General features: G+C 67.3%; 16 protein-coding genes and 1 tRNA gene. 13 read left to right on the forward strand and 4 right to left on the reverse strand.

Going from position 1 to position 19044, the window contains the following annotated elements; translation table 11 throughout:
* Positions 1-19: 19 nt before the first annotated feature.
* From M8A51_RS12760 to M8A51_RS12775, 4 genes are read left to right on the forward strand one after another with little or no spacing between them, the layout of a single operon-like run.
* Positions 20-1435: a sodium:proton antiporter gene (locus M8A51_RS12760; protein WP_251778840.1), complete on the forward strand. Its 1416-nt coding sequence runs from the start codon at positions 20-22 to the stop codon at positions 1433-1435.
* Between the two features lie 21 nt (positions 1436-1456).
* The gene (locus tag M8A51_RS12765) at positions 1457-2452 is read left to right on the forward strand and encodes a 2-hydroxyacid dehydrogenase (RefSeq protein ID WP_251778841.1); all 996 of its coding nucleotides are present in this window, start codon (positions 1457-1459) and stop codon (positions 2450-2452) included.
* A 34-nt stretch (positions 2453-2486) separates the two neighbouring features.
* Positions 2487-3941, forward strand: coding sequence for a DNA recombination protein RmuC (gene rmuC / locus M8A51_RS12770; protein ID WP_251778842.1), 1455 nt, complete (start codon positions 2487-2489; stop codon positions 3939-3941).
* Positions 3941-5125 carry an MFS transporter gene (locus M8A51_RS12775; RefSeq protein WP_251778879.1) on the forward strand — a complete coding sequence of 395 codons (1185 nt, stop codon included), beginning with the start codon at positions 3941-3943 and terminating at the stop codon, positions 5123-5125. The genes rmuC and M8A51_RS12775 overlap by 1 nt, the downstream gene beginning before the upstream one ends.
* Here the strand turns inward: M8A51_RS12775 and mnmC are convergent.
* The 3 genes from mnmC to earP form a co-directional block, all read right to left on the reverse strand.
* Entirely contained in the window at positions 5094-7046 is a 1953-nt protein-coding gene (gene mnmC / locus M8A51_RS12780; protein WP_251778843.1) for a bifunctional tRNA (5-methylaminomethyl-2-thiouridine)(34)-methyltransferase MnmD/FAD-dependent 5-carboxymethylaminomethyl-2-thiouridine(34) oxidoreductase MnmC, read from the reverse strand. The two genes, M8A51_RS12775 and mnmC, sit on opposite strands and share 32 nt — an antisense overlap.
* A gap of 69 nt (positions 7047-7115) precedes the next feature.
* On the reverse strand, positions 7116-7670 hold the full coding sequence (efp, locus tag M8A51_RS12785) for an elongation factor P (RefSeq protein WP_251778844.1): 555 nt from the start codon (positions 7668-7670) through the stop codon (positions 7116-7118).
* Positions 7671-7854: 184 nt separating this feature from the next.
* Positions 7855-8931, reverse strand: coding sequence for an elongation factor P maturation arginine rhamnosyltransferase EarP (gene earP / locus M8A51_RS12790; protein WP_251778845.1), 1077 nt, complete (start codon positions 8929-8931; stop codon positions 7855-7857).
* 55 nt (positions 8932-8986) lie between these two features.
* Between earP and uvrC the strand changes: the two genes are divergently transcribed.
* The 4 genes from uvrC (at position 8987) to M8A51_RS12810 (ending at position 13173) form a co-directional block, all read left to right on the forward strand.
* Entirely contained in the window at positions 8987-10897 is a 1911-nt protein-coding gene (gene uvrC / locus M8A51_RS12795) for an excinuclease ABC subunit UvrC (protein WP_251778846.1), read from the forward strand.
* 51 nt (positions 10898-10948) lie between these two features.
* Complete coding sequence (locus tag M8A51_RS12800; RefSeq protein WP_251778847.1) at positions 10949-11467, forward strand: hypothetical protein; 519 nt, start codon at positions 10949-10951, stop codon at positions 11465-11467.
* Positions 11468-11636: 169 nt separating this feature from the next.
* The gene (gene pgsA / locus M8A51_RS12805; RefSeq protein WP_251778848.1) at positions 11637-12206 is read left to right on the forward strand and encodes a CDP-diacylglycerol--glycerol-3-phosphate 3-phosphatidyltransferase; all 570 of its coding nucleotides are present in this window, start codon (positions 11637-11639) and stop codon (positions 12204-12206) included.
* A 52-nt stretch (positions 12207-12258) separates the two neighbouring features.
* Entirely contained in the window at positions 12259-13173 is a 915-nt protein-coding gene (locus M8A51_RS12810) for a DMT family transporter (RefSeq protein WP_251778880.1), read from the forward strand.
* On the opposite strand, the gene M8A51_RS12815 is transcribed toward M8A51_RS12810, so the two are convergent.
* Positions 13153-14106 carry a LysR family transcriptional regulator gene (locus tag M8A51_RS12815; RefSeq protein ID WP_251778849.1) on the reverse strand — a complete coding sequence of 318 codons (954 nt, stop codon included), beginning with the start codon at positions 14104-14106 and terminating at the stop codon, positions 13153-13155. The genes M8A51_RS12810 and M8A51_RS12815 overlap by 21 nt on opposite strands.
* A 76-nt stretch (positions 14107-14182) precedes the next feature.
* Here M8A51_RS12815 and M8A51_RS12820 point away from each other — a divergent pair, with 76 nt between their 5' ends.
* The 5 genes from M8A51_RS12820 to M8A51_RS12840 all read left to right on the forward strand — a co-directional run bounded on the left by M8A51_RS12820 (position 14183) and on the right by M8A51_RS12840 (position 19019).
* On the forward strand, positions 14183-15070 hold the full coding sequence (locus M8A51_RS12820; protein ID WP_251778850.1) for an alpha/beta fold hydrolase: 888 nt from the start codon (positions 14183-14185) through the stop codon (positions 15068-15070).
* A gap of 4 nt (positions 15071-15074) precedes the next feature.
* The gene (locus tag M8A51_RS12825) at positions 15075-16175 is read left to right on the forward strand and encodes a tartrate dehydrogenase (protein WP_251778851.1); all 1101 of its coding nucleotides are present in this window, start codon (positions 15075-15077) and stop codon (positions 16173-16175) included.
* Positions 16176-16503: 328 nt separating this feature from the next.
* Complete coding sequence (locus M8A51_RS12830; protein WP_251778852.1) at positions 16504-16776, forward strand: HU family DNA-binding protein; 273 nt, start codon at positions 16504-16506, stop codon at positions 16774-16776.
* 15 nt (positions 16777-16791) lie between these two features.
* Positions 16792-16867 (forward strand) — tRNA-Val (locus tag M8A51_RS12835).
* Between the two features lie 250 nt (positions 16868-17117).
* A complete protein-coding gene (locus tag M8A51_RS12840; RefSeq protein ID WP_251778853.1) occupies positions 17118-19019 on the forward strand; it encodes a peptidylprolyl isomerase in 1902 nt (633 codons plus the stop codon).
* Positions 19020-19044 lie beyond the last annotated feature (25 nt).

The following is a 19044-nucleotide window of genomic DNA, read 5'->3' on the forward strand; positions in this document are numbered from 1 at the left end:
TTTGATTCGAGAGACGAAGATGATCAAACGCGTGTTGCGCGTCGCCGCAGTATTGTGCGCAGGCTTGCTGGCTCCCGGGCTGGTGTTTGCGGCCGATGTGGATGGCGCCGCGTTGTCGGTGTGGTGGGCGCTGCCGTTCGCCGGCATCTTGCTGTCGATCGCGGTGATCCCGCTGGTGGCCCCCTTCTTCTGGCACCACCACTACGGCAAGGTGGCCGCCGGTTGGGCGCTGGCCTTCCTGATGCCGTTCGCCGCCGTGTTCGGCCTGCCGACGGCCGGTGCAGGGCTGGTGCACGCGATGCTGGCCGAGTACATCCCCTTCATCATCCTGCTGACGGCGCTGTTTACCGTGGCCGGCGGCATCTTCGTGCGAGGCAACCTGCACGGCAGCCCGGCCTTGAACGCCGGGTTGATGGCGATCGGCGCGTGCCTGGCAAGCGTGATGGGCACGACGGGGGCGTCGATGCTGCTGATCCGTCCGCTGATCCGTGCCAACGACAACCGCAAGCATGTCGCGCACGTGATCGTGTTCTTCATCTTCATCGTCTCCAATATCGGTGGGTCGCTGACGCCATTGGGCGACCCGCCGCTGTTCCTCGGTTTCCTGAAGGGCGTCGACTTCTTCTGGACCGCGAAGGCGATCCTCCCGGAGACGCTGTTCCTGGTGGGGGCGCTGCTGGCGCTCTTCTACGCGATCGACACCTGGTACTACCGCAAGGAAGGCGTGACGCGGCAGGACCCGACGCCCGACACGCCGAGCTTCGGCATCGAGGGCAAGGTGAATTTCGTGCTGCTGCTCGCGGTCGTCGGGCTGGTGCTGATGAGCGGCGTATGGAGCCCGGGCATCGAATTCGACGTGTTCGGCACCGCGGTGGGTTTGCCGCAACTCGTGCGCGACGGCGCGTTGGCGGCGATCACCTTCATCTCGCTGGTCGTCACGCCGAAGGCGGCGCGCGAACAGAACCAGTTCGGCTGGGGGCCGATGGCAGAAGTGGCAAAATTGTTCGCAGGCATCTTCCTGACGATCATCCCGGTGCTTGCGATGCTGAAGGCCGGCCTGAACGGGCCGTTTGCGCCGGTGGTGCAGCTCGTCACCTCACCCGACGGGCAACCGATCCCGGCGATGTACTTTTGGGCCACCGGCCTGCTGTCGTCCTTCCTCGACAACGCTCCGACCTACCTGGTGTTCTTCAATCTGGCCGGTGGCGATCCGCAGGTGCTGATGACGACGCTGGCGCCGGTGCTGGCGGCCATCTCGGGCGGCGCCGTCTTCATGGGTGCCAACACCTACATCGGCAATGCCCCCAACCTCATGGTGAAGGCGATCGCCGAAGACCGCGACATCCGCATGCCGAGCTTCTTCGGCTACATGGTGTGGTCCTTCGGTATCCTGTTGCCCTTGTTCGCGGTAACCACATTCATCTGGCTGCGCTGACGCGGCCCTTGGAGGCAGTACATGAGACCTGCAGTGCTGGTGGCTCGCAAGGTGTTTCCGCAAGTGGTCGAGCGCCTGCGAGAGCACTTCGACGTGGAAGTCAACGAGGAAGAGCGCGTCTGGTCGCACGAGGAACTGATCGCGCGGTTGCGGGGCAAGCAGGGCGTCTATCTCACGCCGACCAACCGCATCGACGCCGCGGTGCTGGAGGCCTGCCCCGGCCTGAAGGTGGTCGCGAACATGGCCGTTGGCTACAACAATCTCGACGTTCCAGCCTGCAGCGCACGCGGCGTGCTGTGCACCAATACGCCCGACGTGCTGACCGAGACGACGGCCGACTTCGGCATCGCCTTGTTGCTGGCGACTGCGCGGCGCATGGCCGAGGCCGAGCGCTTCCTGCGCAGCGGTCAGTGGAGCAACTGGTCCTTCGACATGATGATGGGGCGCGACGTGCACGGCACGACGCTCGGCGTGCTCGGCATGGGACGCATCGGGCAGGCGATTGCGCGGCGCGCGGCTCATGGCTTCCGCATGCAGGTGATCTATCACAACCGCTCGCGGCTGGCGCCGGAGATCGAAGTGTCGTTGAATGCGCGCTATGTCGGCAAGGAAGAGCTGCTGCGCGAGTCTGATCACCTGATGCTGGTACTGCCGTATTCACCTGCAAGCCACCATGCGGTCGGTGCGGCGGAACTCGCGCAGATGAAGCGCAGCGCCACGCTGATCAACATCGCCCGAGGCGGCATCGTCGACGACGCGGCGCTGGCCGAAGCGTTGCGCGAGCGGCGCATCGCAGCGGCCGGACTGGACGTGTTCGAGGGCGAACCCGCTGTGCATCCCGGCCTGCTGGACGTGCCCAACGTCGTGCTGACCCCGCACATCGCGAGTGCGACAGTGCGCACCCGGCTGGCCATGGCCAACCTCGCGGCCGACAACCTGATTGCCGCATTGGGCTGCGGACCACGGGCCGGCCAGCCGCCGTCGCCGCTGAACCCCGAGGTGCTCGCTCGTCGGTGAGACGGCAGGGCCGACGCCCTGCCACAATCACCGCATGACCACCGACTTCTGGCTGGCTGCGCTCGGTGCGGCCAATCTGCTGCTGCTTCTCTGGCTCGTCTGGAGCCTGCGAGCCCGGGCCGCTGCGGCCTCTGCCGACGAGCTTCGAGCACTGACGCATGCGCACACCGACGCGCTGGCGCGACTCGAGCGGGGGCTGCGCGAAGAACTGGGCCGAACCAGTCAAGGCACGCGGCAGGAATTGGGCGGCACGCTGTCGAACTTCCAGCAAACGCTGCTGACCCAGCAGGGCGACGTCGCCCGCACGCAGAATGAGCAGATCGACAGTTTTCGAACCCAGCTGGCGGCGATGCAGCAGCTGATGGCCGACACGCTGCGCAGCTCCACTGGCGCATTGACCGCGCAGTCGCAGGCCGCGCGCGAGGCGCAGGACGCCGCGCTGAAGCGCTTCGCCGATGCGCAGAGCGAGCAATTGCGTGCGCTGTCCGACGCCAACGAGCGCCGGCTGATGGAAGTACGCACGACGGTCGAACAGAAGCTCTCTGCGCTGGCCGCTGACAATGAAAAGAAGCTCGAGCAGATGCGCCAGACCGTCGACGAGAAGCTGCATGCCACGCTGGAGCAGCGCCTGGGCGAGAGCTTCAAGCAGGTGGCCGAGCGGCTGGAACAGGTGCACCGGGGACTGGGCGAGATGCAAACGCTCGCGCAGGGCGTCGGCGACCTCAAGCGGGTGCTGACCAACGTCAAGACGCGTGGTGTCTTCGGCGAGATGCAACTCGCTGCGCTGCTGGAACAGGTCTTCACGCCCGAGCAGTACGCGGTCAACGTCGCCACCGTCCCCGGCAGCCGCGACCGCGTCGAGTTCGCGATCCGCCTGCCCGGCAGGTCCGACGACGGCACCCCGGTGTGGTTGCCGCTGGACGCAAAGTTTCCGCGCGAGGACTACGAGCGCCTGCTCGAAGCTCAGGAGCGCGCCGACCGCGACGGCGCCGAGCTGGCGGCAAAGGCGCTGGAAATGCGCATCCGCGACGAGGCACGCACCATCTGCGCGAAGTACCTGGCGCCGCCGCACACCACCGACTTCGCGGTGCTGTTTGTGCCCACTGAGGGCCTGTATGCCGAACTGCTGCGCCGGCCGGGGCTCGTCGAAGCGCTGCAGCGAGAGCATCGCGTGACGCTGGCAGGGCCGACCACGCTGCTGGCGATGCTCAACAGCCTGCAGATGGGCTTTCGCACGCTGGCGCTGGAACGGCGCTCGTCGGAGGTCTGGAAGGTGCTGGGTGCGGTGAAAACCGAGTTCTCGAAATTCGGCGACGTGCTCGCGAAGGTGAAAGACCAGACGCAAAGCATGCTCAATACGCTGGACAAGGCCGAGGTTCGCACCCGCCAGATGAGCCGGGCGTTGAAAACAGTCGAGGCACTGCCCGAGCCCGACGCCGCGGGCCTGCTGCCGCAGGACGTGCCGGCCGAGGAGCAGGACGCGCCATGATGCCGCGGCCGCTGGTCGCGCTGATCGGTGGTCAGGTGTGTCTGCATGCCTGCATGGCGGGCACGCGCATGGCGGCGCCGCTACTCGCGCTGGACCAGGGCCACTCGGCCTGGTCGGTGGGCGTGCTGCTGGCCTTGTTTGCGGTGGCGCCGGTGGCCTTGTCGTTGCCGGCCGGGCGGCTGGCTGATCGCCATGGCTACCACCGGCCGGTTGCCATCGGCGTTGCACTGTCGTTCACCGGTGCGTGCATTGCCTGGGCGTTCCAGCATTACGCGGCACTGTGCGTCGCGGCGCTGCTGACCGGCGGCGGCACGTCGTTCGCGCTGGTTGCCATCCAACGCACTGCGGGGCGCAGCGCGCGCGACGCCACGCAGCTGAAACGCATCTTCAGCTGGCTCGCGCTCGGGCCGGCCTTCTCCAATTTCATGGGGCCGTTCGTCTCGGGCGTGCTGATCGACCTGGCCGGCTTTCGTGCCGCATTCGCTTTCCTGGCGCTGCTGCCGCTTGCCACGCTGTGGTGGGCGCGGCAGGTGCCGCGCGAGGCGCCGCGGACGGGGATGAACGGCGACGCCTCGGTGCTTTCCGCGCTGGATCTGCTCGGGTTCGCACCGCTGCGCCGCCTGTTGATCGTCAATTGGACCTTGTCCACCTGCTGGGACGTGCACACCTTCGTGGTGCCGGTGCTGGGGCACGAACGTGGCTTGAGCGCGTCGGCGATCGGCTCCATCCTGGGTGCCTTCTCGATCGCCGCGACGGCGGTGCGACTGGTGATTCCCGTCGTCGCGCACCGCGTGCAGGAATGGCGGGTGCTGCTGGCGGCGATGAGTTCGACGGCGCTGCTCTTCGTGGTCTACCCGTTCACGCAGCAGGCGTTGACGATGGGCTTGTGCTCGGTGCTGCTCGGTGCGGCGCTCGGGTCGGTGCAGCCGATGGTGATGTCGGCGCTGCACCAGGTGACGCCGCCGCACCGTCACGGCCAGGCGCTGGGCCTGCGGATGATGGCGATCAACGTCTCCAGTACCGCGATGCCGCTGCTGTTCGGCGCCGCCGGGTCGCTGGTCGGCGCGGCCTTTCTGTTCTGGGCTGCCGGCTCCCTGGTGGTGGCCGGCTCGTGGCAGGTTCGCAGCATCCGCCGCGACCTGGAAGCTTTGCTCAGCCCGGCGGACGCCGCGCCGCCCGACTGACGAAGCGTGCCGCGTCGACTGCGTCGCGCAGATCGGTCTCCACAGGGCAGGGCGTGCCGGCAATCCACGCCGCCAGCACACGGGCGCCGAGGGCCGACCAGGTGATGCCGCGCGAGCCGAGCCCGGTGTAGACATACAGGCCGGGCCGACGGGGCACGAAGCGCGGGTGGTCGAGCCGCTCACCGGATCGGCCCAGCGCCGCTTCGTCGGGCACTGGACCGAGCACCGGCAGGCGGTCGTCGGCGACGCAGCGCCAGCCGACACGACCCTGCAGCTGCGCCGCGTCGACGACAGGGCGCGAGCCGGTGATGCGTTCGACCTGCGCCAGGTTGTGCAGGTGGTCACCGACACGCACGTCCGGATCGGAGTCGCGGTGCAGCGTCGTAGCGCCGCACAACACGTGGCCGGCGTGTGCGGGCAGCAGGTAGCCTGCACCGGCGACCGGCTTCAACGGCGCGAGCAAGCCGGGGACATCGGACGGCACCAGCGTGGTCTGGCCCCGCACCGCGGACACCGGCCAATGGCGCAGCGACAGCAGCAGGGTCGCATCGTTGGCATTGGCGAGCACGACAACCGGCGCCTGCGCGAGCACTGCGCCGCTGGCATCGAGCAGTTGCCAGTTGTCTCCGATACGGCGCAGCGCATCCACGCGCGTGTTGCCTTGCCACTGCACGCGGGGTGAGTCTTCCAGCCAGGAGCGTGCGAGATCGCCGGGGTGCAGCCAGCCCCCTCCCGGGTAGAACCACGCCGGCCCGGCCAGCGGCAGGCCGCTCAGGCCGCGGGCTTCGGCGGTGTCGACGGCGCGCACGTAGTCGGGCGGCAGGCCGGTGGCTTCGATGGCTCGCCGCATGGACGCCAAGGCCAGGTCCTTGGACGGCGAGGGTACTTGCAACCGAAGCATCCCGTCGAAGCCGCCGGTGATCGGCCGATGCACCAGCAGGTGCGGCAGCAGCGCTCGCAACTGCAGCGCTGCAGCGCGGTTGAAGCGGGCGTGCGCGCCGTCCTGCGGATTGACGATGCCGTGGAACAGGCCTCCCGGGTTGCCCGATGCTTCCTGTGCCGGATGTGCTTGCCGATCGAGCACGCGGCACTGCCAGCCGAGTTGCGCCAACGCATGGGCCGCGGCGCAACCGGCGAGGCCGCCGCCGACGATCACCGCCTCGCGCCTGTGCGTTGCGGCCGACTGCCAGCCGCGCGGTTCGCGGCGCTGAAAGCGCGGCGTGAAGCGGGCCACGGTGATGTCGCGCTTGCCCCCGAAGCCGGCAGAGCGCTCGACGGCAAAGCCGGCGTCGCGCAGCCCGTCGCACACGCTGCCGGCGACGCTCCAGGTCGCCGCAGTGGCATCAGGAGAGGCCAGCCGGCCCAAGGCCTTCAGGACGCGCGGGTCCCACATTTCAGGGTTCTTGGCGGGTGCAAAGCCGTCGAGGTAGAACGCGTCGACCGACGCGCACAACTGGTGGGGCAGCCACTGCGCCACGTCGCCGAGCGCCAGCAGCAGCGTCACGCGGCCACCATCGAACGACAGGCTGTGCAGGTTGGGCGTCAGCGGTGGCCAGGCGGCGATCAGTTGATGAGCCAGTTCCGGCAGTGCGCAGCCGGTGTGCACGCGCTGCAGGTCGGATCGCGCGGGCGGATGCTTCTCGACCGAAATGAAGAAGAGCCGCTCACTGCGCCGAGGGTCTTCGCGCCAGGCCCCCCAGGTTGCGAGGAAATTGTTGCCGAGACCGAAGCCGGTTTCCAGCACAGTGAAGTGCTCGCGCCCTTGCCAGCGTGCGGGCAGCCCGTTGCCCGCGAGGAAGACGTGCCGTGCCTGATCGAGTGCGCCGGCCGCCGTGTGATAGACGTCGCCGAACTGCGGCGCCCAGGGCACGCCGTCAGCGGTGAAGTCGATCTGCGCGGGGCGGATCGGTTCGGTCTTCATCGAGGCAGGGCTTCAAAGCAAAAGGGCACCAATGGTGCCCCTTGATGCGGTTGCGCGGCTGTGAGCGACTCAGACGCGCTTCTTGTACTCGTGCGTGCGGGTGTCGATTTCGACCTTGTCGCCCTGAGCGACGAAGATCGGCACCTGGATGTCGAAGCCGGTCGCGATCTTCGCGGGTTTCAGCACCTTGCCCGAAGTGTCGCCTTTGACCGCGGGTTCGGTCCAGGTGATCTCGCGCACGACGGTGGTCGGCAGTTCGACCGAAATGGCCTTGCCCTCATAGAACACCACTTCGACGCCCATGCCGTCTTCGAGATAGCTGATCGCGTCGCCCATGTTCTCTGCCTCGACCTCGAACTGGTTGTATTCGGTGTCCATGAACACGTACATCGGGTCGGCGAAGTAGGAGTAGGTGCACTCCTTCTTGTCGAGGACGATCTGGTCCATCTTGTCATCGGCCTTGAAAACGACTTCGGTGCCCGAATTGTTCAGCAGGCTCTTGAGTTTCATGCGCACGGTGGCTGCGTTGCGGCCGCCGCGGCTGTATTCGGTCTTCAGGACGACCATCGGGTCCTTGCCCTGCATGATCACGTTGCCGGCGCGAATTTCCTGTGCAATCTTCATAGCGGTCCCTTTTGAGGGTGTCTGGGGTCGGTGTGAGTCCAGTAACGGAAGGTGAGGGCGCGTTCTACCGGCACAAGATGAAAGACATCACAGTGGATGGGAAGGCGTCGCTCGCAAACAGCTGCACACAAGCACAACCGTCAACCAGCTGCCGAGAACCCAGGAACGCGCAAAGCCCGATATTCTAGCCGGTCTGCCTGACAAAGCCGAGCAGCTGGCTGCCAAGGTCGGGCTGGGCGAGCAGCGCATCACGCCAGCTTTTCACGGCCGAGCGCCAGGCGTCGGCCGGCGGCCAGGGACCGAGCCCCGGCGCCATGCCGTTCCAGGCCCGCCAGAGTCCGCGGATGCGTTCACCCACACCGGGTTCGGCATGGCGCAGAAAGCGGTCGAGAAAGGCCTCCAGCTTGATCTCGTGCGCGCCATCGCCTTGCGGGTAGATCTGCCACACGAACGGTTGCCCTGCCCACTGCGCACGGACGAAGGAGTCTTCGCCGCGCACGAAGTTGAAGTCGCACGCCCACAGCAACCGGTCGAACTGTGCCTGCGGCAACGGCGGCAGCCAGCCGAGCCGCAGCAGGCCGGAGTCGGCCCCGCCCCCCGGCTGCGGCGTCAGGCCCAGCAGGCGCGCCACTTGTGCCGCCGCCAGCCCCGGTGTCACCAGCATCAGGGTCGGCGTCTCGGTGAGGTGGGCCAGCAGCGCCGGCAGGGCGGCGTTGTCGTAGCAGAACAGGCTCACCACCTGCTCGTCCGTGCGCCGGGCATAGCCCTGCTGCGCCAGCCAGGCGTCGCGGTCGAACGCGAGCCGCGCTTCGATCAGACCGGGTTCACGGATCAGGCCGCCCGTGCGTTCGGAGAACCCGGGGTAGAAGAAGTGCTTGCGCAGCCCGGCGCCCGGGCCGCTGAACTGCGGTGACGGCAGGCCGTGCGAGCGCTCGACGTAGTCCTCGGCGCTCAGGTATTCCAGGTTGATCCAGGCCGGCGGCGGTTGACGGCGCGCCATCCGTTCGACGAAGGCGGGCGGCAACTCGCAGCCGAAGGCCTCGACGACCACGTCGCCCGGGTCGGGCAGGGGCGTGGCCTGGGCCCACACGCACACGTCGACGCCGGGTGCGCCGTCCGGCGCCATCCAGGCCAGCGCCGATGGGTCGTCCACCCACAGCCGGACCTGCTCGCCGCGCCGACCCAGGTCGGCGCCCAGCCGCCAGCACACGCCGATGTCGCCGAAGTTGTCGATGACGCGGCAGAAGATGTCCCATTGCATCGGGCGATTGTCCCGCAGTGATCGCGGCGGACCGGGCCGCGGCACAATTTCGCCCATGACCGACGTTGCTTCCGAGACCCCGACCGACCCGTTGCGCGACAAGCTGCTCGCCGAGGTGGCCGCACTGCCGGGCCTGCCCGGCGTGTACCGCTATTTCGACGCGGACGGCGGCGTGTTGTACGTCGGCAAGGCAGGCAACCTGAAGAAGCGGGTGTCGAGCTACTTTCAGAAGAACCACGGCGGCACGCGCATCGGGCACATGGTGTCGAAGATCGTGCGGATGCAGACGACCGTGGTGCGTTCCGAAGCCGAAGCGCTGCTGCTCGAGAACAACCTGATCAAGACGCTCAACCCGCGCTACAACATTCTCTTTCGCGACGACAAGAGCTACCCGTACCTGAAGATCGCGTCGCACGACTACCCGCGCATGGCCTACTACCGCGGCTCGGTCGACAAGAAGCATCGCTACTTCGGCCCCTACCCGGGCGCCTGGGCGGTGAAGGAGTCGATCCAGCTGCTGCAGAAGGTATTCCGGCTGCGCACCTGCGAGGACACCGTCTTCAACAACCGCACGCGCCCCTGCCTGCTGTACCAGATCAAGCGCTGCTCCGGCCCCTGCGTGAAGCTGGTCGCGCCGGAAGACTATGCGCGCGACGTCGAGAACGCAGTGCGCTTCCTCGAGGGAGAGCAGCAGGAGGTCATGGACGCGCTGCAGGCGCAGATGATGGCGCATGCCGATACGCTGGAGTTCGAAAAGGCGGCCGAGATCCGCAACCAGCTCGGCGCGCTGTCGCGCGTGCTGCATCAGCAGGCAGTCGATACCGGTTCGGACAAGGACGCAGACGTGCTGGCAGTCAAGGTGCAAGGCGGCAGGGCGTGCGTGAACCTCGCCATGGTGCGCGGCGGGCGTCACCTGGGCGACCGTGCGTACTTCCCGAAGCACGTCGAGGATGCGACGGCCTTGTCCGCCGAAGAAGATGCTGACAGCCCTGGACAGACGGTGAGCGCCGAGGTACAGGTGCTGGCGGCCTTCATCGCGCAGCACTACCTCGAAGGCGGCGTACCGCCCCTGCTGGTGCTCAGCCACCCGGTCGACAAGGCGCTGATCGAGGCGTTGTCGCTGCAGAGCGGCGTCAGGATCACCGCGCTGCACCAGCCGCGCGAGCAGCGGCGCGCGTGGCTCGACATGGCGGTGAAAGGTGCCGACCTCGCGCTGGCACGGCTGCTGGCCGAGGAGGGCTCGCAGCAGGCGCGCACGCGTGCGCTGGTCGAGGCGCTGGACCTGTCGCCGGAGAACTTCGACAGTTTCCGCATCGAGTGCTTCGACGTCAGCCACACCGCCGGCGAGGCGACGCAGGCGTCCTGTGTCGTCTTCGAGCAGCACAAGATGCAGCCGTCGCAGTACCGCCGCTACAACATCGAGGGCGTGACCGGCGGCGACGACTACGCCGCGATGCGCCAGGTGCTGACCCGGCGCTATTCCAAGCTCGCCGAGGCGGCGCAGCAGGGCGAGGCGCGTCTTCCGGACCTGGTGCTGGTCGACGGCGGCAAGGGGCAGGTTGCGATGGCCCGCGAAGTGTTCGAAGAGCTGGGCCTGGACCTTGGCCTGATCGTCGGCGTCGAGAAGGGCGAGGGCCGCAAGGTCGGGCTGGAGGAACTGGTGTTCGCCGACGGCCGCGAGAAGGTGTACCTGGGCAAGGACTCCGCGGCCCTGATGCTGGTCGCGCAGATCCGTGACGAGGCGCACCGTTTTGCGATCACCGGTATGCGCGCCCGGCGTGCATCAGTTCGCACCGGCGGCTCCAAGCTCGAGGACATCCCCGGTGTCGGGCCGAAGAAGCGGGCTAGACTGCTGCAGCGCTTTGGCGGGTTGCGCGGGGTGACGAACGCGAGCGTCGAGGATCTTGTGTCCGTCGACGGAATTTCGCGCGAGCTGGCCGAAGAAATCTATCGTGCGCTGCACTGACCGATGAGGGTCGGTGCCTCGTGCACTGACAAGCACGAAGAGGGGTTCCAGATGTCGGAGAGACGCCGTTCCGGTGGCTACGCGTGGCGCGTGCCGTTCTCGCTGGCTGCACTTGGCGCAGCGATCGTCGCAGTGGTGGGCGGGTGTGCGCAGAAGGCGCCGGTGCCTGCGCCGGAACCCGCTCCCCCCGCTGCAAGGCCTGTCGCGCCGCCGGTGGCGAAACCGGCACCGCGCGTCGAGGCGCCGGCGCGCACCTGGGAGCAGTACCGCCTGCGGGTGGGGCAGCGCATTGCCGAGGTCAATGCCGCGGGCGTCTATCTCGATACGCCGCCGGACATCCTGCTGGCGATTCCGGTGCTGGAGATCGAGCTCAACGCGGACGGCAGCGTGCGGCGTATCGAGGTGCTGCGGTACCCGCGGCAGGCCAAGGACACGACACAGCTGGCGATCGATGCGGTGCGAAGGGCCGGGCCGTTCGGCAGCGTGGCGCATTTGCCGAAACCGTGGAGGTTTCCGGAGACGTTCTTGTTTCGCGACGACCGTCGGTTCAAGCCGCGGTCGCTGGATTGACCGTTCTCCTCTGCTCTGCGCGAGCGGCCTTGCCGGGCCTGCTTCCCTGTGGCGGGGGACTGCATGGCGTTGCCGAACAACCCGCCAGGCAGCAGCGCGCGCACACGGGCAAGACAGCCTGTCACGCACCGCGACAAGCCGTCATCGACTTTGCGCCACAATGGCCGCCATGTTCTTCAACCTCCCCACGTTGCTGACCTGGGCGCGCATCGTCGCCATCCCACTGATCGTGGGGGTGTTCTACCTGCCACAGGTGGAAGGCCCGACCCGCAACCTGATCGCCACGGTGATGTTCATCGTGTTCGCGGCCACCGACTGGCTCGACGGCTGGCTGGCGCGCAAGCTCAATCAGACCTCGGCCTTCGGTGCCTTTCTCGACCCCGTGGCCGACAAGTTCCTCGTCTGCGCATCGCTGCTGATCCTGGTGCAGCTTGACCGCGTCAACGCGCTCGTCGCGCTGGTGATCATCGGCCGCGAGATCGCGATCTCGGCGCTGCGGGAATGGATGGCGCAGATCGGCGCGTCGCGCAGCGTGGCGGTGCACATGCTGGGCAAGCTGAAGACGATGACGCAGATGATCGCCATTCCGTTCCTGCTGTATGACGGCCTGCTCTTCGGCATCTTCGACACCAAGATCTGGGGCACGGGGCTGATCTACCTGGCGGCAGTGCTGACGATCTGGTCGATGGTCTACTACCTGCAGAAGGCGCTGCCCGAGATCCGGGCGAAATCCCGCTGACGACGCCCCCATGAAATCAACGGCAGCATCGCCGGTGCACCAGATATCTAACATGTTCAACGACCGGCAGGCGCTCGTGCGCTCGATGCCCTGGGTGTTCGTGCTCGTCTGGAGCACCGGTTTCATCGTCGCGCGCTATGGCATGCCCTATGCACCGCCGCTGGGATTTCTGTCGTGGCGCTATGCGCTGTCGATCGCCTGCTTTCTCGTCTGGATACGGCTGGCACGTGCGGCGTGGCCGCAAGGCGCAGCGCAATGGGCTCACCTCGGCGTCACCGGCGCACTGATGCATGCAGGCTATCTGGGTGGCGTCTGGGCCGCGGTCAAAGCGGGCATGGGCGCGGGCACCATCGCGTTGATCGTCGGCTTGCAGCCGGTGCTGACGGCCGTATGGGTCACGTCCATCGGTGGCGCCGGGACGCGGGTCACAGGGCGGCAGTGGGGCGGGTTGACGCTCGGCCTGGCAGGGCTGGCGCTGGTGGTCTGGCGCAAGCTCGGGCTCGGCGAGCTGAACGCATTGAACCTGTCGCTCGCGATCTTCGCGCTGGTGTCGATCACCGTCGGCACGCTCTACCAGAAGCGCTTCTTGAAACCCTGCGACGCGCGCACGGCCAACACGGTGCAGTTGATGGCCGCCTTGGCCGTCTCGCTGCCGTTCGCCCTGTTCGAAGCCGAGGCGATCCGGCTGCACCCGCACTTCGTCGGCGCGATGGCATGGTCGGTGCTCGGGCTGACCCTGGGCGGCAGTTCCTTGCTGTACGTGCTCATCCAGCGCGGTGCTGCCACTTCAGTGACCAGCCTGCTCTACCTGGTACCGCCCTGTACCGCCGCCATGGCGTGGCTGCTGTTCGGCGAGCCGCTTGGCGCTTCGACGCTGGCCGGCATGGCCTTGACGGCCTTCGGCGTGTGGCTGGTGGTCAAAGGGCCGGCCGCCAAGCAGCCGGCGTCAGCGGCGCGGGCGGGCTGACGGCAGCGGCTTCAGCCACGGCGGATCGGCCAGGCTGCTGGCGAGATGGTCCTGCAGCAGCCGCAGGCGCAGCGGCACAGCGCCACCTGGCGTCCGCGGCGGTGCGATCCAGTGCACGTCGGCGTCGAGCATCGCGTAGCCGGGCAGCACCTGCAGCAGTGTGCCGTCGGCCAGCAAGGGGTGCACGTCCCATAGCGAGCGCAGCATGATGCCGTGCCCGGCCAGCGCCCAGTCGCGCACGACCTCGCCGCTGTTGCTGGACAAGGCGCCATGCACCTGCACAGTGACCGGCGTCGCGCGTGGGCGGTTTACCGGCGACAGCCGCCACGTCGCGTAGCGGGCTTCGTGCTCACGCACGATCAGGCAGGCGTGCTGCGGCAGTTCCTGCGGCGAGGCGGGCACGCCATGTCGTTCGGCATACGCGGGGGCGGCAACCAGCACCCGGCGGTTCGACGCCAGCTTGCGGGCCACGCTGCTCGCGCGCGTGGGGGACCACAGCCACACCGCAGCGTCGAGCCCGGCCGATGCGAGGTCGGGCAGGTGCTCCATCAGCTCGAGCTTCAGCTCGACGCGGGGGTGTGCCTGCTGGAAACGCGCCAAAGCCGGGGCCACCCAGCGGCGCCCGAAGCCAAAAGATGAAGCGAGCCGGATCGCCCCCCGCGCTTCGCCGACGCTGTCTTGCAATTCGGACTCGAGCGACGACAGCCGGGCCAGCACCTCGCGCGCGCGGCCGCAGAACAGCTCGCCTTCGTCGGTGAGCGACAGCCGGCGTGTGGTGCGGTGAAACAGCCGGACACCCAGACGCCGCTCCAATGCGGCAAGCCGCTTGGTGACCGCCGGCGGTTCCAGGTCCAGCGAGCGCGCAGCAGCGGCCAGACTCCCTTGCTCGGCGGCCTGCACGACAAGAAGAAGCTCCTGGTGTTCGATCGTCATCATTTCCTTCAAGGAATGAATGGGTTGCCGGATTATTGATTGTTTGACCGCGGATCGCAGCGCAGAATCGCCCCTCATGTTCGAACGCTTCGAATCCCGCTTCATCGAGCTGCCTGGCGCCTCGCCTCGGCGCATGCACGTGCGCGTCGGCGGCAGCGGGGCTCCGTTGCTCCTGCTGCACGGCCATCCTCAGACCCATGTCATGTGGCATGGCGTCGCCGGCTCGCTGGCCGCGCGTCACACCGTCGTTGCGGTGGACTTGCCGGGCTACGGCGACTCCTATCGCCCGCCGCCCGACGGGCAGCACCTGAATCACAGCAAGCGCCGCATGGCGGAAGACGTCGATGCGACGATGCAGGTGCTGGGCCTGGGGCCTTATGCGGTCTGCGCACACGACCGCGGCGCACGTGTCGCCCACCGGCTCGCGGTCGACCGCCCCGAGCGGGTGACGCGCGTGATGCTGCTCGACATCGCACCGACCCTGGCGATGTACGAGGGCACCACAGAGGCCTTTGCACGTGCCTACTGGCACTGGTTCTTCCTGATCCAGCCGGCGCCGCTGCCGGAGCGGCTGATCGAGCACGACCCGGTCTTCTACCTGCGCAGCGTGATGGGACGCCGGCACGCAGGACTGTCCGCCTTCGACCCGCGTGCGCTGCAGGAGTACGAGCGCTGCATCGCCTTGTCGGGCAGTGCCGCGTCGATGTGCGAAGACTATCGCGCGTCTGCGTCGATCGATCTGCAGCATGACCGGCAGGACGTGGCCGACGGCCGCCGGCTCGAGCAGCCGCTGCGCGTGCTGTGGGGACGCCACGGCGTGGTCGACGCATGCTTCGACGTGATGGCGCTGTGGCAGGCGAGGGCCAGCCATGTGACGGGGCGCTCGCTCGACTGCGGCCACTACATCGCCGAGGAGCAGCCGCAGGCGCTGCTCGAGGAAATGCAAACCTTCTTTCAGGAGTGAATCGATGAGCCCATCATCCGCAAAGCTGCGCATCGCCGTGATCGCCGGCGACGGCATCGGCAAGGAAGTGATGCCCGAGGGCCTGCGCGTGGTCGATGCAGCGGCACGCCGCTTCGGCATCCAGATGCACTTCGACGAGTTCGATTTCTCGAGCTGGGACTACTACGAGCGCCACGGCAAGATGCTGCCCGACGACTGGAAGGACCGCATCGGTGGCCACGACGCGATCTACTTCGGGGCGGTGGGCTGGCCGGAGAAGATCCCCGACCATGTTTCGCTGTGGGGTTCGTTGCTGCGCTTTCGCCGCGACTTCGACCAGTACGTCAACCTGCGGCCGGCACGCCTGATGCCCGGCATCCGCTCGCCGCTGGTGCGCCGCGATGGTGCGCCGCGCCAGGCTGGCGAGATCGACATGATGATCGTGCGCGAGAACACCGAAGGCGAGTACTCCAGCATCGGCGGGCGCATGTTCGAGGGTACCGAGCGGGAGCTCGTGATCCAGGAGACCGTGATGACACGCACCGGTGTCGACCGGGTACTGAAGTTCGCGTTCGAGCTTGCACAGTCGCGCCCGCGCAAACGCCTGACATCCGCCACCAAGTCCAACGGCATTTCGATCACGATGCCGTACTGGGACGAGCGTGTCGAGGCGATGGCCAAGGCCTACCCGGAACTGGCGGTCGACAAGTTTCACATCGACATCCTCACGGCCCACTTCGTGCAGCGACCTGAGCACTTCGATGTGGTCGTCGCGAGCAACCTGTTCGGCGACATTCTCAGTGACCTGGGGCCCGCCTGCACCGGCACCATCGGCATCGCGCCTTCAGCGAATCTGAATCCTGACCGACGCTTCCCCTCGCTGTTCGAGCCGGTGCACGGCTCGGCGCCCGACATCGCAGGGCGCGGCGTTGCCAACCCGATCGGGCAGATCTGGTCCGGCGCGTTGATGCTCGACTTCCTCGGCCACCGCGCGGCACACGACGCGATCCTGTCCGCAGTCGAGACCGTGCTCGATCCGGCGAGCGGCGCTCCGCGCACACCCGACCTGGGCGGCCGGGACAGCACCCATGACCTCGGGCGTGCGATCGAGTCGGCACTCGCCTGAGTGTCCTTGAACCCGCCGCTTCGCAGTGGGTCCTCGAAGGAGGCGCCGAGCTCCGACGCGGCTCGGTGCTCGCTTCGGAGTGCACCGCAACATGCGTGGATGCGAGGCTCGCACCGTGCCCTGTCAAGCGTGGAACCACGCGGAATGTTCACTCTTTAACGTCTCGAAATACGCATAGAATCCGCATCCGCGCTTGACACTGAGGGGGGCGGTGGCTGTAATTGGTCGCGCAGCGGAGTGCCTGCTGCGACACCTTCCACGCGGTTCTTTCATCGCGCGGCGGCGCAAAAATTCCTTCCTGTGAGACACCTTTGAGAGGGGGTATTTCGTGAACAAGACTGAACTGATCGAGCACATCGCCAAGCAGGCCGACATCTCCAAGGCAGCGGCCACCCGCGCGCTCGAAGCCATGATCGGCGGCGTGCGCACCACCCTGAAGAAGGGCGGCACGGTGTCGCTGGTGGGCTTCGGCACGTTCGCCGTCGGCAAGCGCGCCGCTCGCAGCGGTCGCAACCCCCGCACCGGCGCGGCGATCAAGATCAAGGCTGCCAAGGTGCCGAAGTTCCGTCCGGGCAAGGCGTTGAAGGACGCGCTCAACTGATCGATCAGTTGTCTCGGGTGCTTAGCTCAGTTGGTAGAGCGGCGCCCTTACAAGGCGTAGGTCGGGGGTTCGAACCCCTCAGCACCCACCACCGAGAACAGCAGGCGCCCAGGCGGGGCGCACGAGGCAGCAGGGGCAACAGGGTCGGCTAAACTAGCCGCCTGTCACGCCCCCGGGGCTTGGGGGCCCGGCCCGCCGAGCCCCACCGTTCAAGCGGCCCAGCGCTCGCGACTGCAACGTGAAATGGCGAACCGAGGTTCGCCTTTTTGCTTTTTGGCCATCGTCGCTGCCGGGCCCGCAGGTTGCGGGGCCGTCATCGTCAGAGGTCGAGGATTTCTTCCATGTTCGATTTCGTTCGCAACAACACGCGTGTCCTGTTCTTCGTGTTGATGCTGCTGATCATTCCTTCGTTCGTCTTTTTCGGTGTGCAAGGCTACACCCAGTTCCGCGAGGGCGCTGACGAGGTCGCCAAGGTCGCGGGCCAGCCGATCAGCGGCGCGGAACTCGAGGCGGCCCACCGCAACCAGATCGAGCGCGTGCGCCAGCAGATGCCCGGTGTCGACGTGAAGATGCTCGACACGCCCGAAATGCGCCGTGAAACGCTGGAGGCGCTGGTGCGCGAGCGGGTGATGGCGGCAGCCGCGAACGATCTGCATCTCGTCACTGATGACGAGCGGCTGCACCGGATCTTCCTGAGCGATCCGCAGCTTGCGTTCCTGCGCAACCCCGACGGCAGCGTCAACCGTGACGCGCTCGCGATGCGCGGCATGACGCCGGCGATGTTCACCGAAAGCCTGCGCCGCGACCTGTCGCTGCGGCAGGTGATGCAGGGCGTGACGCAGAGCACGGTGGCGGGCAAGGCGGCCACCGATGCTGCGCTCGACGCCTTCCTGCAGCAACGCGAGGTTCAGGTCGCCCGTTTCGACGCAAAGGAGTACACGGGTCGGGTCGATCCGACCGAGGAGCAGTTGAAGGCGTACTACGACAACCCCGCGCATGCCGCCCAGTTCCAGCAGCCGGAGCAGGCGACGATCGAATACGCAGTGCTCGACCTCGACAGCGTGATGAAGACCATCTCGGTGCCGGAAGACAAGCTGCGTGAGTACTACAAGCAGAACGAGGGGCGCTACTCCAAGCCGGAAGAGCGTCGCGCGAGCCACATCCTCGTGAAGTCCGAGAAGAGCGACACGGCGGACAAACGTGCGGCGGCCAAGGCGAAGGCTGAGCAACTGCTCGCCGAGGTGAAGAAGAATCCGCAAGGTTTTGCCGAGCTGGCGAAGAAGAACTCCGACGACCCGGGATCGGCTGCGAGCGGTGGCGACCTGGGCTTCTTCGGTCGGGGGGCGATGGTCCAGCCTTTCGCTGATGCGGCGTTCTCGATGAAACCGGGCGAGACGAGCGATGTGGTCGAAACCGACTTCGGCTATCACATCATCCGCCTGCACGAGGTGCGGGGCGGCGACAAGCAGCCGTTCGAATCGGTGCAGGCGCAGATCGAGCAGGAAGTGCGCCGGCAGCTTGCGCAGCAAGCCTATGCCGAGGCGGCCGAGCAGTTCAGCAATACGGTCTACGAGCAGGACGACAGCCTGAAGCCCGCAGCCGACAAACTGAAACTCGAGGTGCAGACGGCTCGGAACGTCACGCGCAACCCCGGTCCTGGCGTGCAGGGACCGATCGCGAATGCGAAGCTGCTCGAGGCTGTGTTTGCCGACGAGACGCTGCGCAGCAAGCGCAACACCAAGGCCATCGAGATCGGCCCGAACCAGCTGGCGGCTGCGCGCGTCATCGAATACTCGCCGGCACGCACGCTGCCCTTCGACGAAGTCAAGAACCAGGTGCGCGACCGCGTCGTGGCCCAGCAGGCCGCGCAGGCGGCGCGCAAGGAAGGCGAGGCCAAGCTGGCCGAGTGGAAGCAGTCGCCCGACGCGGCGCAGCTGCGCGCAGCGGTGACGGTGTCGCGGGTGCAGCCGAACGAGCAGCCGCGCCAGGTGGTTGAAGCGGCACTGAAGGCCGATCCGGCCCAGTTGCCAGCGTGGGTGGGTGTCGACCTCGGCGCGCAGGGCTACGCCGTCGTGAAGGTCAACAAGATTGCCGGCCGCGCCGAATTGCCGGGCGGACAGCAGCTCGACGCGCAGTACCGCCAGGCGTGGTCCTCCGCGGAGTCCCAGGCCTACTACGAGGTCCTGAAGAACCGCTACAAGGTCGAGATCAGCGACAAGCTGAAGGTGTCGGCGGCGCAGTGAGGCCGGCCGGTTCACGAAGGCTGGC

The sequence above is a fragment of the Caldimonas mangrovi genome, assembly GCF_023721835.1.
GTDB lineage: Bacteria > Pseudomonadota > Gammaproteobacteria > Burkholderiales > Burkholderiaceae_C > Caldimonas > Caldimonas mangrovi.

What these genes read in the sequence shown, in the direction of transcription:
- M8A51_RS12760 (WP_251778840.1), top strand. Translation starts at nt 20, where the DNA reads ATGATCAAACGCGTGTTGCGCGTCGCCGCAGTATTGTGCGCAGGCTTG.
- M8A51_RS12765 (WP_251778841.1), top strand. Translation starts at nt 1,457, where the DNA reads ATGAGACCTGCAGTGCTGGTGGCTCGCAAGGTGTTTCCGCAAGTGGTC.
- rmuC (WP_251778842.1), top strand. Translation starts at nt 2,487, where the DNA reads ATGACCACCGACTTCTGGCTGGCTGCGCTCGGTGCGGCCAATCTGCTG.
- M8A51_RS12775 (WP_251778879.1), top strand. Translation starts at nt 3,941, where the DNA reads ATGCCGCGGCCGCTGGTCGCGCTGATCGGTGGTCAGGTGTGTCTGCAT.
- mnmC (WP_251778843.1), bottom strand. Translation starts at nt 7,046, where the DNA reads ATGAAGACCGAACCGATCCGCCCCGCGCAGATCGACTTCACCGCTGAC.
- efp (WP_251778844.1), bottom strand. Translation starts at nt 7,670, where the DNA reads ATGAAGATTGCACAGGAAATTCGCGCCGGCAACGTGATCATGCAGGGC.
- earP (WP_251778845.1), bottom strand. Translation starts at nt 8,931, where the DNA reads ATGCAATGGGACATCTTCTGCCGCGTCATCGACAACTTCGGCGACATC.
- uvrC (WP_251778846.1), top strand. Translation starts at nt 8,987, where the DNA reads ATGACCGACGTTGCTTCCGAGACCCCGACCGACCCGTTGCGCGACAAG.
- M8A51_RS12800 (WP_251778847.1), top strand. Translation starts at nt 10,949, where the DNA reads ATGTCGGAGAGACGCCGTTCCGGTGGCTACGCGTGGCGCGTGCCGTTC.
- pgsA (WP_251778848.1), top strand. Translation starts at nt 11,637, where the DNA reads ATGTTCTTCAACCTCCCCACGTTGCTGACCTGGGCGCGCATCGTCGCC.
- M8A51_RS12810 (WP_251778880.1), top strand. Translation starts at nt 12,259, where the DNA reads ATGTTCAACGACCGGCAGGCGCTCGTGCGCTCGATGCCCTGGGTGTTC.
- M8A51_RS12815 (WP_251778849.1), bottom strand. Translation starts at nt 14,106, where the DNA reads ATGACGATCGAACACCAGGAGCTTCTTCTTGTCGTGCAGGCCGCCGAG.
- M8A51_RS12820 (WP_251778850.1), top strand. Translation starts at nt 14,183, where the DNA reads ATGTTCGAACGCTTCGAATCCCGCTTCATCGAGCTGCCTGGCGCCTCG.
- M8A51_RS12825 (WP_251778851.1), top strand. Translation starts at nt 15,075, where the DNA reads ATGAGCCCATCATCCGCAAAGCTGCGCATCGCCGTGATCGCCGGCGAC.
- M8A51_RS12840 (WP_251778853.1), top strand. Translation starts at nt 17,118, where the DNA reads ATGTTCGATTTCGTTCGCAACAACACGCGTGTCCTGTTCTTCGTGTTG.